The organism is Bacillus infantis (genome assembly GCF_020171945.1).
GTDB lineage: Bacteria > Bacillota > Bacilli > Bacillales > Cytobacillaceae > Bacillus_AB > Bacillus_AB infantis_A.
Window position 1 is genome coordinate 57,307 of record NZ_JAIVAP010000014.1, and the last position, 14,711, is coordinate 72,017.

Genomic DNA, 14,711 nt, shown 5'->3' on the forward strand with positions numbered 1-14,711 from the left:
TTCTTATTTATGTGCCTGCCTGCTGTCCGGAGCGGGCAGCAGGATTCTTTTTTGCTTTTGGACAAGCGAGCGCCCTTTCCCTGTCATAATCTTGCTGATTGAAGCCAGCAGCATGATGACGCCGATTCCCAGCATGATTGTAAACAGGTCATGGTATGCCGTTAAGATGGCCGACTTTTTCGCATTAACGACCAACTCATAGAACATCATGCTCTTCGCCTTGGCCAACGGCAAGCCGCTTTCCATCAGCTGCCTTGTCATCCTGGCCATTTCCGCCTGCACTTCAGGGTCATATTTACTTGCGTGATCCCTTATTGCTTCATAATGATGTGCATTCTGCCTGTATATGAACCAGCCGAGCACCGGAGCGGCCACCGCGCCCGCAAAATTCCTGATAGAATGCAGGGTAACTGACCGCTTGGAGGCTTTATGGATATCCCCGGCCAAGGCCGTCCCAAGTGCTCCTGCCACCAGCACCATGCTGACTCCTGCGCCAAGGCAGGCGATCTGGAAATAGAGAGCCGGAAGGGAGATTTCAGGAGTGATGTTCATCCATCTCCAGCTGACATATATGACAGCCAGTGAGCCGATTGTACCCAGAATGCCTGCTCCAAGCCTGTCGTATAATAATGTTTTCAAAATAGCTGTGATCATTATTCCGATGAAAAACCAGAAATAAAAATGAGATAAATACTCAAATGGCAGATCTTTATTATTGCGGAGAAACCCATTGATTCCGGCAAGGGCAAAAATGAGCAAAATATGGGACGCCACCGCCATGATTGTGCCTGAGACCGGCTTGGCTGATTTGAGAGAGCCAAACGGAACCAGCGGATTTTCCGATTTTAAGTCAATGTAAATAAAGAGAATCATAATAATGCCGGCGAGAACCAGCAGCGGCCAGATCCTGATGGATGAAAAGCCCTCTTCCATCAGATTGCAAAGGGGATAGGCCAGGCTGAGGATAAACAAGCCTAACAGGAATATCCCTTTATTGTCTGCAGGCGGCTCTTTATGCTTTTTCTCATCCTTTGCTGATGGAAGGAAGATGCTCCCCAGAACAAGGCATAAAATGCTTGAAGCAATATTCAGGATAAACAGCCAGCGCCACATGCCGGATGTAAGAGAAATGCTCCCAAAGAAAGCTCCGACTGCACTCGACCCAAATAGTCCTCCGATCGCCATCAGCAGGAAGGTATTGCGGATTTTGTTCGGGAAAGAAGTGAGGCTGACCGGCAAAATCGTCAGGAAAAGAATGCCGGCACTGATCCCCTGTATGATCCGGCCGGCCGTTAATGTTGTGATGCCCAGTGACAGCGCGTCCAGTACAGAGCCAAGCAGGAAGATCATCACAAATGTCAGATAGTTCCTCTTAAGGCCGACCTTTCTTGCAAGTACCGGTCCGAGCGGCACACCAAACGCAAATGCGAGGTTGGACAATGTGGACGGCAGAAGCAGATCGTTTGAACCGAGGCTCAGCCCGTTTTGAATAATTCCCTGATTGAGAATATAAGATAAATTTAAAAAATACTGCGGCCCGATAGAAAAAATGGTCAGGATGGATATAGCCAAATATTGCGGAATGGCCATCTTTTTCGCATCAGAGCCGGAAATATTGATAGGTTGGCTCAATAGCAGGTCCTCCTTTCATGAGATATGTTTCTTTTTGCAAGTTGCATAATACAACTTATAAACAATATATTGTATTATACAACTTAACAGCGATCTTGCAACAGGTAATTTCCAACAAAAAGAGAGAGCCTTGTCTGGCTCTCTCCTCATCCGTATTATTTTCCCCATAACTTAAAATCTTTATTAAGCCTTGTCAGGCTGGCTTCCAGCCCTGCCAGCTCTTCCGGTGACCAATCCTTCAATATTTCCCCGTATACCGTGTGGCGTGCTTCTTTCACCTTCTGAAGCACTGCACGGCCTGTATTTGTCAGCTGGACCAGGCTGATCCGGCCGTTATGTTCATCCGGAAAACGTTCAATATATGCTTTTCCTTCAAGAACAGCAATCTGCCTGCTTGCTGTAGAAAGATTAAGCATGAGCTTTTCTGCCAAGGCATTGATCGCCAGGGGCTCATGCGCAGAAATTTCACTCAGCAGCAGATACTCCGACCGGTCAAGGCTCCCCAGCTTCGGGCTGTGGGCAGTAGTCAGCCTCACAAGCATCGCAATTTCATATTCAATCTGCCGTAAAGTTTCCTTCAGCACCATCCGCCCCCCCTCTTAATAACGCTTTCTTCTATTTGTGATTATGAACCATTTTAACTGCGGTATCAAGGGATGAATGTGATGGACATTATTTAGAGTAAGGGGATGAGGCTAATGGCACCGCTCCCTGCTTCAGTCTCCATCCTGCCGGCCGCGACAGACTGCTGACCCCCAACAATCAATAACAGAGTTCGGCCCGGCTTGAACTGTATTGTCAATTCTCCAAAACTCTCAGCAGCACAGCATGACGGTCAATATCAGGATCCTTTCCTGGATGGCCATATTGAGAAAAGAACCTTTGTCTGTCCTCAGGAGCGATTCCGCTTCTTTTGACCGGAATTCCATAGCTTACTAGAAAGCGGTCAAGCGAAACGGCCCTCCTGAAAAACTCTGGCGAATCAGTGCTATCTACCTTTCTCCCATCTTCAAAGAACAGATCATAGCTAACTGAGATTCTGTCTTTAGAGCCAACAATATAAGAAACCTCAGCCCGGTCAATCTCTTCCCAGCTATATATTTTCTCCTCACTGAAGAGACCGTCCCTGAATTTAATCTCCAATGGTCCAAAGTTGCCATATGTATAGTAATCATTCATCAGCAGAATGCTTCCCGCAAGAGCGCCTGCAGCAAATAAAAAGGTATAGATATGTATACCAAATACCTTTCTAGCTTTCTTTTCCATTATCCGGCCAAAAATGCAAAAAGAGAGAAAAAAAATAACTCCGCCCACCAGTATAACAGCCCAGCGGCTATACAGGAATATGATCCGGCCAGGTGAACTGAAGCTTTTCAGCTGGCTGTTGCTGTACCCTTCAATAGCCCATAGGGAAAACATTGCTGCAGCCAGCATCAGTAAACTAAAACTAATAAAAGGATGGAAGCCCTTTTTTTGCTTTCTGGTTTTATGTTTTTTTGCCTTCATCTCGTCCCCCCTGCACTTCCATTATATAGAGGTAAAAGAAGAAAAAGCCAGGCATCGCCCGGCTTTCTCAGTGTTATTTCCTGATCTTTTCAATTTCATCGGCTACAAATTGCACTGATGTGCCAACGATGACCTGAATGCTTGTAGGACCGACAATATTGATTCCCGGAACCCCGGTATCTTTAATCTTTTTCTGGTCCACGCGCTCCATGTCCTTCACTTCAATCCGAAGGCGGGTCACACAGTTGTCGACAGATGTAACGTTCGCATCTCCGCCGAGGCCGTCATAGATTTTAGCAGCCATGATGGCGAATTTTTCATTTCCTGCCGCAGGGGCAGAAGCTCCTCCGCTTTCAGTGCCTTCCGCTCCTTCAGCCATTTCAACCCGGCCTGGAGTGGAAAGGTTGAATTTGGTGATGAGGAATCTGAACAGTACATAATACAGGACGGCAAATACGAGACCCTGAACCAGGAGCATCCACGGCTGGTTGGCAATAGGAATCTTTAGGCTCAATACAAAGTCGACCAGCCCTGCACTGAATCCGAAGCCTGCTGTCCAATGGAAGAAGGCCGCAACAGCAAGCGAGATTCCCGTTAATGCGGCATGCACGACATAAAGAGCCGGCGCAATGAACATGAATGAGAATTCGAGCGGCTCAGTCACTCCCGTAAAGAAGGAAGCGAATCCTGCAGCAAGCAATAGGGATGCCGCCATTTTTTTCTGTTTTGATTTTGCCGTATGGTACATTGCCAGGGCAGCAGCTGGAAGACCGAACATCATAACAGGGAAGAAGCCTGCCTGGTACATGCCAGTTACCCCTTTAGTCCCCTCGCTTGCCCAGAACTTTCCGATATCATTGATTCCGACAGTATCGAACCAGAACACAGAGTTCAAAGCATGGTGAAGGCCTGTTGGGATCAGGAGCCTGTTAAAGAACCCGTAAAGCCCTGCTCCCACAAAGCCCATCTTGCTTATCGCTGTCCCGAAGGATACCAGTCCGGAGAAGATGAGCGGCCAGACAAAGAACAGGATTGCGGACACAGCCAGCATTGTCACAGCGGACATGATCGGCACAAGCCGCTTTCCGCTGAAGAATGCCAGTGCATCCGGAAGCTTCACCTTGGCAAATCGGTTATACATAATCGATGCTACAATCCCTGATAAGATACCGACAAATGCATTCTCTATTTTCCCAAAAGCAGGGTTTACATCAGCCGCATCTACACCCTGCAGCATCGCCACCGTGTCAGTTGACAGCAGCGTTGTCACAACGAGATATGCGACCAAACCGGAAATCGCTGATGATCCATCCTTTTCCTTTGCCATTCCCAAAGCAATTCCGACTGCAAACAGCACCGGAATATGATCCAGGATGGAGCCGCCTGCTTTAATCAGGAAAGCTGCGGCCGGGTTGCCTGCCCCCCAGCCGGTCGGATCAATATAATACCCAATCCCCATCAAAATCGCAGCCACCGGCAGCACGGCTACAGGCAGCATTAAAGAGCGGCCCATTCTCTGCAAGTACTTCATGACCATTTTTTATTCCCCCCTAGGTGAAAAACTTGTTTGTCTAATTTGTAATGCAATGCAGAACGGTCCTCCTTTTCGTGATATTTTATAAGATAAACGAAAAAAGTCCATGCCTGCATCTATTATAGTTCACAAAATTGTAAATATTCAATCAAATTTCCAATTCTGCCTTACTTATTTTGCACTTTTTTAATAAAAGCCGTCAAGCGCTTCTGGTATTCTTCTTCAGCGATTGTATATGCCTCTGTATGACCGGCCCCCGGCACAATCCAGATTTCCTTCTCGCTTGTGGCCGCATCATAGATCCGGTCTGCCATCTCTGTCGGCACCAGCTCGTCCTGGTCGCCGTGGATGATGAAGAGCGGAAGCTTATTCTTTTTCACCTGTTCAACAGCTGAAGCTTCGCTGAATGTGTAGCCTGCCCTTACCTTCGTCACAGCGCTCGTCACTTGCATGAGAGGGAAGGAAGGCAGATGGTACAGATATTTAAGCTGGTGGGAAAGCTCTTCATGAACGTTTGTGTAGCCTGAATCCTCAATGATCCCTTTCACTTCCGGCGGAAGCTTTTCCCCGCTTGCCATCAGGACGGTCGCTGCCCCCATGGAAAAGCCGTGCAGGAAAATATCTGTTGCTCCTTCCTCTTCTACCAGGCTGCCGGCCCACTTCACATAGTCCTTCCGTTCATGCCAGCCATAGCCGATATAATCCCCTTCACTCAGGCCATGGCCCCTGGCATCCGGCTTCAGTACGTCAAAACCCTGCTCGTAGTAAAATTTCGTAATACCCGGCATCTGTTCGCTGCTGCCCTTATATCCATGAGCCAGGATGACTGCCCTGCCATTGGAATCAGGGTTCTTCAGGAAAGCCGCCTTAAGCTTCAGCCCGTCGTCCGAGGTAATTTCAACAGTCTTGAAGTCCTGTTTTTCCGTCCATTCCATCACTTCAGCCAGCTTTGCCGCTTCTTCCTCTGTTGCCATTGCACTGACCGCCCTCGACTCGCTGCCGCCATGGAGCTTCAAGGATTCCTCGCTCCGATTGATCGCTACATTATAAAAATAGTTTCCTGCCCCCATCAAAGCCGCAGCCAAAAGCACGATTACACTGCCGCTAATCAGAAGGATTTTTTTCTTTTTCATTCTCCTACCCCATTTACTATTTATCTTGAAATTATTATATCTATCATTTCCATTAATTTCTATATAATAAGGACAAATAATGTAAGCGCTTTTACATTTTTAGCCTGTAGATCAAAAACCTTTCATTATGATCATGGCTGCTTTCCGGGAGCTCTACCTCTTTTTCCAGCTCAAAGCTTGTATAATTTTCAAGGAAAAAAATATAATCCTCTGATGGGTAATACAGCACAATATCCACAGAGCGATGGTGCTCTTCCACAGACAAAAGGATATTTGCAATGATATTCCTGAACACCTGGATGGAAAATGGATTGAAAAAGTAAAAGCAATTCTCCTCATGCTTAATCCTGTATTCCTCTGCAAGACTGCATTCAAATTGGAGCATCCCCCTGCCTTTTCTGCTTTTTTTCACATAAGTTTCTGCGTTGCGAAGGGCTTCTTCATATAAATCCTCATTCATTTCAACGCCTGTCCCGGAAGCCTGGAAAAAATAGTGGCTGTAAAAGACAAGCCGGCCCTTCCCGCAGCCGAAATCAACAAGCCTGTCGGTGCTTTCCAGCTTGTATTCCTTAAACAGAATGTCCAGTGCGGAATAAGGCGTCGCCTCATAGCGGTGATAATGGAAAGAGCGGGTAAAACCCTGCTGTCCGCCTTCTGTTTTAATATGAAGAAGTCTGTCATAATCCTGTTCTTTCATTCTTTCCTCCCGAATTGTTCAATATCATTCTCCCCAAGCATCTGCATATACTCGAGGTTAGCGCCGCCCGTCCCAAAGCTGTCACCAAAATCCGGAAAAAAAACCTGCCCCTTTTCGTCATAGCCAATCCAGCCAAAGTGAAAGCCAAGCATTGGGAAAAAGAACTCATCCGGCTGGCTGCTCTTGGCTGACTCTGCCAATGAACCCGCGGCGGACTTCCACTCTTCCGGAAGCTCCATCATGCCATAGCTGCCTTCACCAAGCGCAACTTCATGCTCCATCTGCACTTTTGGAAAATAGGTCTGTTTTTCCCCTGTAACAAAAAAGTCTCTGTCTCTCATTAAATAATAGCGAATTTTTTTCAATCCGGTGTCAGGCGGAAAGCTCCAGGCAATACGGAATGAAGAAGGGTCATCCGGATCTATTCGCCAAACCTTCGGCTCTCCGGCAGAGCTGATATAATCAAGCTCCCAATTGCGCTTTCTCCATGTCCAGAAGCTGGCTCCATATTCTCCGCCTTCTCTCACGAAAGGAGCGAAAACATGCTCTTCATCAGCTGGGATGATTGCCTTGATTGCACTGGCCTGCATGTCGGAATGATAGCGGTTCATGTAACCCATGAGCTTTCCATCATTAGGCAGGCCGTCCGGTTTGGAAAAATAGAACCAATAAAGTCCGATGCCGGCTGCCATTATAATAATGAGACCGGACAGAAGGCCCAGCCTTTTTTTATTCATGCTCATTCCCCCAAAAATGTTTATTTGCTGAACCAGTTTGCATTCTCATCCATATGCAGGAAGGGGATGCTGGTATTCACTTCCCCGGTAATCTGCTGCATATTAAGATCCTCGCCCTGCAGCCAGCTGTCAAAATCAAATTCAACCGGGCTCCGGTCTCCTCCTAGGGCAAACAAGGCTTTACCTTCTTGCGGCAAATAGCCTGATGTGTGGATGGTGCCCGCCCAGCTGCTGTACAAATCAGAGAAAACGCCTTTATCTGTATCATTCAGGAGCCTGAATGCCTCCATCGCTTCAGTCATTTCCCCGCCTGCTTCTTGGATAACAGCAAGCCTGCGGAGAGAGTCAACCAAATGATGGCGGTTTTCATCTTTCATGATTTCAAAATGGTTGGTGCAGGCATTCGTCTGCCGGACCTCCACCCGGCGCGGGGAAGTTTCCACTGCAAAGGATTTTCCGCTCTTATCAAATACAACATAAGTGAATGAATGACGGTGCGGAATCTCCTTGAGCATGTTCACTGCTTCCTCGGCATTGGCGCAGGATTCAAGGAGAAGCCTCCCGATCATGCAGCAGATAAAGCCGTCGCCGGGCTTTTTGCGGTTCATGAAGTTATAGCCTACCACGAGGCCTTTCTCGTTCATTCCATCCATCCGCCCTGTCACCCGCTGGCTTGGCCCGATGATGGCATAGCCCTGGTCAGAAGGCTGGAAAAGGGTGTAGCGGCCTTCATAGGTTTTGGGATGATAGTCGTAGTTGCGGATCATATAGCTGCTGCCTGTCATGATGGAGCAGCCGGATCGGTTATAATCGACGCGGTAGCCGCCGAACTCCTGGAGGACTTTTTGCATCGGCCATTTCAGTGCTTCCTGGAGGCCGAGCAGTTCGTCCCAGATGCCAGGGGCGAACTTTTTGATTGCATCTTTTGCTTCTTTTTCATCGATGATGAAGCGCGGTTTTCTTACTTTCCATTGTTCTTCGCGGTTTTTTACAGAAAGGGAGTTTTTGATTTTTTCTCCCTGCATATAGCCAAAGTCATAGTGGGTGCCGCGGAACTGGATGATGCTGCTGTATATTTGTTTCATAGGGATCCCTCTTTTATCTTAGATTGCCTCGTTAATTATGCTTCTTTTAAGGATACTGGAAGGGGAATTGAAAATAAAGCAACTCTTATTAAGAAAAAGCTGACCCGATTAGGATCAGCTTATACAATATTTATCACTTCTTGATGGGGGCTGTTGATTTGCGTTGCAGGCACTTCGCTTTCCGTGGGGCGGAGTTGAGCCTCCTCACGCTTACGCGCTGCGGGGTCTCAACATTTCCGCTATCTCCCGCAGGACGTTGAATCCTCATCCTCGAATTTGCATCGCACGAAGAAAATGCGCATGCATTTTATGAGGAGTCTTCGTGCCTTCCACTCCAATCAGCAGGGGCTTTGAAATTTTATGGTATGGTTCCTATTAAGAAGTTATTAAATACAATCCATAGACTCTTTTTCCCTTGCTAATGGGGACTGCTGATTTGCGTTGCAGGTTTTCAAAGTTTAATGGTAAGCCTCCGGTTGAAAAATTAACAGTTTAAGCAACTCTTAGTCTGCTTATAACTTGTTTTTGGGAACCTTTAATTTACTGAACAGCTGAATTTCGTCAGCTTTCCTTATAAGTCATCCACTACAAGATAAACAGCTTTGACAGGGCCATGGACGCCGACGATGAGGTTCATTTCGATGTCGGCGCTGTTGCTTGGGCCGGAGATGAAATTGATGCAGGATGGGACTTCTTCTCCTCTGGCTGCCATTTCGTGGATGGCTTTGGCTGCCTGGGTCATCCTCGGTACGATGGTGCTTTTGGGGATGATGGCAAAGTAGATGGCTGGCAGGAGGCTGACGGACCGCCCTTTTCCTTGGCCGCTGAATAGGACAACGGTACCGGATTCTGCCAGGGTTGTGTCACTGAAGGTGATCCCGATATCAGCGGTTGCTGAAATGGCGAGGTTTTCTTCCCCGGTTTCGGGATCCCATACATGCAGATCAATTCCGTCCGTTTTAAGGGTGCTTTGGATGCTGCCGAGCCCGCATTCTTCAAAACGGGGATCATCCCATCTGACGACCGATTTTCCGCCTGTTTCCTTTATCAGTTCTGTAATCAGAAAAGGAAGGTCTGCTGTTACTGTCCGATGCACTTCTGTATGGATGATTTCACATTGCTTGATGAGGACTTCGGCAAGCTCATCCTGTGAAAAGCCCTTCAGGACCTCCCACTGCGGATTATGCTTCCAGGCCGGCTTTTCAACAGATTTGCGCCGTTCCCGTCCAAGATTCTTCGCCAGGTTATCCAGGAAAGAGGAGCGGTTTTGGATTTGTCCTGCAGGCATTATTTGTCACCCTCTTTTTCTCTCTTTTTGAACCAGTCCCTGAACCGGTCTTTCTTAGGGGCAGGGAATTCGCGGATATCTGTCCAATTTTTCAGCGGTCCGGGTCCTTTGGAGATTTTCTCATCCTTTGAAAAGACGCCAAGTGCTGTCGGCGCAAGCTTTGAACCGATATTGTACATGGCCGGTGAAGCGGTACCCATACTGAAGGCCTTCATGGAAAGGTTCTCAAAAGCAGGAGCCCTGCCCTCTTTCTCGACGATTTCCTGGCGGTGGCGCAGCAGATGCTCGTGAAGCGGGATCTTCACCGGGCACGCTTCCGTGCATGCAGCGCATAAGGTCGACGCGTAAGGAAGTTCTTTAAATTCATCATATCCTCCCAATAATGGAGACAGGACAGCGCCGACAGGGCCTGGATAGATGGAGCCGTAAGAATGTCCGCCTACATGGCGGTAGACCGGGCATACATTGATGCAGGCTGCACAGCGGATGCAGTGCAGGATCGACTGGAAGGCCGTCCCCAATATCTTCGAGCGCCCATTATCGACGATCACCAGGTGGAATTCCTCTGGCCCGTCAACATCGCCCTCCTGCTTTGGCCCCGTCAGGCCGGTAACATAGCTTGTCAGCTTCTGCCCGACTGCCGCCCTTGTCAAAAGGCTGACCAGGACCTCCATTTCTTCCCATGTTGGAACAATCCGCTCCATACCCATAACGGTGATTTGCGTCTTCGGGATTGCCGTGACCATTCTGGCATTCCCTTCATTCGTCACAAGAGAAACCGTGCCGGATTCTGCAATCGCAAAATTGCAGCCTGTGATGCCGATGTCCGCCTCAAGGAATTCCTTGCGAAGCTTTTCCCGTGCAAACAAGGCCAGCTCTTCCGGCTTTTCCGTTTTGTCATAGCCGAGCTTCGCTTTGAACACGTCACGGATTTGTTCTTTGTTTTTATGAAGTGCGGGCGTGACGATATGGGAAGGCGGATCATGGTCATCGACCTGCAGGATCCACTCCCCGAGGTCGGTTTCAATTACTTCGCAGCCGGCCTTTTCAAGTGCCTCATTCATATTAATTTCTTCTGTGACCATTGATTTGGACTTAACGACCTTTTTTCCTTTTTTCTGTTTTACAACGCTTGTTATATATTCATTCGCTTCTTCCGCCGTTTCCGCAAAAAAGACATGGCCGCCGCGCTTTGCGACATTTTCGCTCAGCTGCTCCAGATAGTAGTCAAGATTTTCTATTGTATGGGAGCGGATTTCTTCGCCAAGCTGGCGCCAGTCCTCCCAGTTCCCAAGCTCTTCCGCTGCATTCAGGCGCCCTGTCCGGAATCGCCCCTGTGCAGAGGAAACGGCTCCGCGCATAAACGTATCATTGATGCCGCCGGCGACCCGTTCCTTGAAGGGCTTATCCCCAATCTTCATTGCCATTTTCATTCCCCCTTTTTCTCTGCACTTTTACCTGCTGTTCAGGACGGATGCTATATGCATCACTTTGATCTGCTTTCCGTGCCTCTCGATCCGTCCGCCGATATTCATCAGGCAGCCGCAATCGCCGCCTATTAAAATATCAGCCTCTGATTCTTCAATATGCATGACTTTTTCATCGACCATCTGCTCTGAAATCGGTGTCATTTTCACAGAAAAAGTGCCTCCAAATCCGCAGCAGTCATAGCTGTTCTGGAGCGGTCTCATTTCAAGCCCCTTTACATTGCTCAGCAGCTTCATCGGCGCTTCCTTCACCCCGAGCAGCCTCGTCATATGGCAGGAAGTATGGTAGGTTGCCTTCCCATCAAGCCTGGCACCGACATCCTCAACGCCGAGCACATCAACAATGAACTGTGTCAGTTCAAACGTTTTATCAGCCAATCGCTGGGCCCTTTCTTCCCATTTCGGGTCCCCTTTGAAAATATGGGGATATTCTTTGAACATCGTGCTGCACGACCCGGAAGGAGAAACAACATAATCTGCATGCTCAAAAACTTTTATCATATGTTTCATCGATTCTTTCGCTTTTCCTACATAGCCGCTGTTATAGGCAGGCTGTCCGCAGCATGTCTGGCGCTCCGGGAAATCGACCTCGCAGCCGAGCCTTTCAAGCAGCTCCACGGTATCTTTTCCCGCTTCCGTCTGGAATATATCGATCAGGCAGGTAACAAATAATGATACTTTCATCGTTTTCACCTTTTTCCTTGTTATCGCTTTCACTTCTTTTGAAAGCTGATTCACTTTTTAAACTTTTGTTACTATATAGTTTAAATCTTTATAGGCTTATAGTCAACAGGTCATCAGATGACTTTAGTATACTAAAATACTTTTCCAAGAAAAAGACAGGCCCCATTTAGGGGACCTGCCGATTATCAAGCTGTTTTTTTCAGCTGCCTGCTTTCCGTACGGTTCTGTTTTTCCCCTTTGTACAGCATCACAAGGATGAAGCCGGCGGCAAGCGCGAGGATGGCTGTCCCTGCATTCAAGCCAAAGCCGTTGATGGCTGTATAGCCGATTCCCCCGGCAAAAATGACATAGAAGGTCATCGGGATCAGTGTTTTTCTGATCAAATTTCCTTCTTTTCCGATCAGGCCTGCGGAAGAAGAGGCAGCAACCACATTGTGCACACAGATCATGTTGCCGGCTGCCCCGCCGACTGCCTGCAGGGCGACGATTGTGGCAGGAGCTGCCATGATATTGTCTGCCACCCCGAACTGGAAGAGCGAAAACATCATATTGCTGATTGTATTGCTTCCTGCCGCAAATGCGCCGATCGCTCCGATTGTCGGTGCTGCAAGCGGCCAGTAGGAGCCGAATATCTCTGATATGCCCTCTGCGAGTGCGAGCGGCATGCTGGTATAGTCAGCTGCGTTGACGCCGGAATTGATGAATACCTGGACCATCGGCACCGCAAAAATCAGGGCTGCCATGGCACTGACAACGGTTTTGAATGAATCTTTGACCGCCCGGCCATATGCTTTCATATTCATCCTGTATATAAGAATGGAGATCAGCGATACAGCAATGAATACAACACCTGGAATATTCAATGGCTTGGATTCGACCGTGATGACTGTCCCGAATACATTTTCAAGGCTGATGACCCAGGACTGGATCCAGCCGGCAAACGGGAGGGTCTTCAGTCTTGTCAGTACCAGCAGTACTGCAACAAGGATGTAAGGCATCCAGGCTGCCAGGAAAGAGACAGGCTTTTTCGCAGCATCTTCTTTATCAACCTGGAGGGTTCCCGTCCAGGCAGGATCCCAGTTGTTTGCTGAATCAAAATCCCATGACTTTTTCGGAACAAGGAATCCCTTCCTTGCTGCCGGCACCACAATGGCGAGTCCTATCAAACCGCCGATCATGGACGGAAATTCCGGTCCAAGGAGATTGGCCACAAGCGCGTAAGGCACCGTGAATGCGAGTCCTGCGAAAATAGCAAACTTCCAGATGGCAAGCCCTTCTGCAATCGATTTATTTTTGCCGAAGAAATAAGTCAGCATCGTAACCATAAAGAGCGGGATGAAGATCCCAATCACTCCGTGGATCAGGGCAACCTGGCCGCCGATTCCGTTTATGTATGCCTCCATCGTTGTGCCTTGTTCAGCAACATAGCTTTGGACAAGCGGCGAATCCTTCAGGCCCGTATTGACGCCGATCAGGATCGGTGTACCGACGGCTCCATATGATACCGGTGTTGACTGCAGGATCAGGGCAACCATGACAGCTCCCATGGCCGGGAATCCGATTGCCACAAGGAGCGGGCCGACAATTGTCGCCGGGGCTCCCCATCCTGCGGCACCTTCCAGGAAGGAACCAAACAGCCAGCAGACGATGATCGTCTGGATGCGCCTGTCAGGCGAGATGCTCATAAAGCCTTTACGTATCGTAAAGATGGCACCGCTTTCTTTCAAGGTGTTAAGAAGCAGGATTGCTCCGAAGACAATTACCCCTACTTCAAGGGCGGTTGCCAGGCCTTTGACGGCCGCAGCCCCGATCTGGGCGCCAGGCACCTTCCAGACAGCCATGGCCATCAGGACGGTTACGATCAGCGATAAAGGCATCGCCTTATTCGCTGGCCATCTCAATATAACTAAAAAAACAAACACCGAAACAATCGGTATGGTAGCAATGAGAGCGAGCATTCCAATACTCATGGTTTTTCTCTCCTTTTTAATAGCATATTCATTCATCATGTTAACAGGTCATCAGATGACTTTATTCTATTAAACAGTATAAGTAAAACGCTTTCACATTACAATAGGAAATTTTCAGATATTAATTTTTGCAGGGAGTCCCGCTTTTTGGTTTTAAATGATTCCTAAATACCGGGTAATGAATCATAGAAAATAAATAAGCCTGCATCCCCTCGGATGCAGGCTCTCACTCTTCCATTTCGTTCATATATTTCATCAGGACCTCTTCCACACTATGCAGGTGGTCGAGCATGAGCTGCTGGGCGCGGGGACCATCCTGGTCCCGGATGCTTTCATAGATGCTTTGGTGCTCTAGTGTGAGGCGGCCCAAAGCTTTTTCTGTAGAATACAGCCAGATTCTCCTTGTCTCACGCATGGTGGTGACCATCATTTCGGAGACATTATTCATCAGGCTGATCAGCAGATCATTTTGCGACGCCTTGGCAATCGCCATATGAAACTGAAAATCCGCTTCTTCCCCAAGCTCTTCATCGCTCGCCTTTTTCATCTGCTCAAGCGCTGCTTCAATTTCAGCCAGCTGCTCTTCCGTACGCCTTTCAGCAGAAGCGCTGACGGCACCGACCTCAAGGATCCTCCGCACCTCCAGAAGATTTTTGACATCGGTCTTTTTCATCAGCATGGCTGTATACACTGGAAGTGTCAGCATATTGGAATCAAATTCCCTGATATAGGTTCCCTCGCCCTGATGCATTTCCACAAGCCCCATGGCCCGCAAAGCGCTCAAGGCCTCGCGGACGGCGGACCTGCCAACCTGGAAGTTTTCCGCCAGCTGCTGGACCGAAGCAAGCTTATCCCCCGGCTTCAGCTCACCTGACTTAATCATATCCATAAGCGCTTCAGCGATTTCTTCATATATTTTGCGCGGTTTAATCCGTTTATAGTTCACATGGCTCACCCC

Annotated in this window: 13 protein-coding genes; all 13 read right to left on the reverse strand. The window is 48.4% G+C overall.

Features of this window, described 5'->3' with window-relative positions; genetic code table 11:
• Positions 1-3: 3 nt before the first annotated feature.
• The 13 genes from LCM00_RS17540 to LCM00_RS17600 all read right to left on the reverse strand — a co-directional run bounded on the left by LCM00_RS17540 (position 4) and on the right by LCM00_RS17600 (position 14,699).
• Complete coding sequence (locus tag LCM00_RS17540; RefSeq protein WP_224904493.1) at positions 4-1,632, reverse strand: MFS transporter; 1,629 nt, start codon at positions 1,630-1,632, stop codon at positions 4-6.
• 155 nt (positions 1,633-1,787) lie between these two features.
• On the reverse strand, positions 1,788-2,216 hold the full coding sequence (locus LCM00_RS17545) for a MarR family winged helix-turn-helix transcriptional regulator (protein ID WP_224904494.1): 429 nt from the start codon (positions 2,214-2,216) through the stop codon (positions 1,788-1,790).
• A 214-nt stretch (positions 2,217-2,430) separates the two neighbouring features.
• Positions 2,431-3,138, reverse strand: coding sequence for a hypothetical protein (locus LCM00_RS17550; protein WP_224904496.1), 708 nt, complete (start codon positions 3,136-3,138; stop codon positions 2,431-2,433).
• A gap of 73 nt (positions 3,139-3,211) precedes the next feature.
• Positions 3,212-4,675: an N-acetylglucosamine-specific PTS transporter subunit IIBC gene (gene nagE, locus LCM00_RS17555; protein ID WP_224904498.1), complete on the reverse strand. Its 1,464-nt coding sequence runs from the start codon at positions 4,673-4,675 to the stop codon at positions 3,212-3,214.
• A gap of 164 nt (positions 4,676-4,839) precedes the next feature.
• A complete protein-coding gene (locus LCM00_RS17560; protein WP_224904500.1) occupies positions 4,840-5,805 on the reverse strand; it encodes an alpha/beta hydrolase in 966 nt (321 codons plus the stop codon).
• Between the two features lie 91 nt (positions 5,806-5,896).
• Positions 5,897-6,502: an SAM-dependent methyltransferase gene (locus LCM00_RS17565; protein ID WP_224904502.1), complete on the reverse strand. Its 606-nt coding sequence runs from the start codon at positions 6,500-6,502 to the stop codon at positions 5,897-5,899.
• Positions 6,499-7,239: a hypothetical protein gene (locus tag LCM00_RS17570; protein WP_224904504.1), complete on the reverse strand. Its 741-nt coding sequence runs from the start codon at positions 7,237-7,239 to the stop codon at positions 6,499-6,501. The genes LCM00_RS17565 and LCM00_RS17570 overlap by 4 nt, the downstream gene beginning before the upstream one ends.
• A 20-nt stretch (positions 7,240-7,259) precedes the next feature.
• Positions 7,260-8,324, reverse strand: a complete 1,065-nt coding sequence (locus LCM00_RS17575; RefSeq protein WP_224904507.1) for a C45 family autoproteolytic acyltransferase/hydolase — start codon at positions 8,322-8,324, stop codon at positions 7,260-7,262.
• A gap of 571 nt (positions 8,325-8,895) precedes the next feature.
• Positions 8,896-9,612: a LutC/YkgG family protein gene (locus tag LCM00_RS17580; protein WP_224904509.1), complete on the reverse strand. Its 717-nt coding sequence runs from the start codon at positions 9,610-9,612 to the stop codon at positions 8,896-8,898.
• Complete coding sequence (locus tag LCM00_RS17585; RefSeq protein ID WP_224904510.1) at positions 9,612-11,039, reverse strand: LutB/LldF family L-lactate oxidation iron-sulfur protein; 1,428 nt, start codon at positions 11,037-11,039, stop codon at positions 9,612-9,614. The genes LCM00_RS17580 and LCM00_RS17585 overlap by 1 nt, the downstream gene beginning before the upstream one ends.
• A gap of 27 nt (positions 11,040-11,066) precedes the next feature.
• Positions 11,067-11,783 (reverse strand): (Fe-S)-binding protein, encoded by a 717-nt coding sequence (locus LCM00_RS17590; RefSeq protein WP_224904591.1) that lies wholly within the window; start codon positions 11,781-11,783, stop codon positions 11,067-11,069.
• Between the two features lie 185 nt (positions 11,784-11,968).
• Positions 11,969-13,753 (reverse strand): L-lactate permease, encoded by a 1,785-nt coding sequence (locus LCM00_RS17595; RefSeq protein WP_224904512.1) that lies wholly within the window; start codon positions 13,751-13,753, stop codon positions 11,969-11,971.
• 226 nt (positions 13,754-13,979) lie between these two features.
• The gene (locus LCM00_RS17600) at positions 13,980-14,699 is read right to left on the reverse strand and encodes a FadR/GntR family transcriptional regulator (RefSeq protein WP_224904514.1); all 720 of its coding nucleotides are present in this window, start codon (positions 14,697-14,699) and stop codon (positions 13,980-13,982) included.
• Positions 14,700-14,711: the final 12 nt, after the last annotated feature.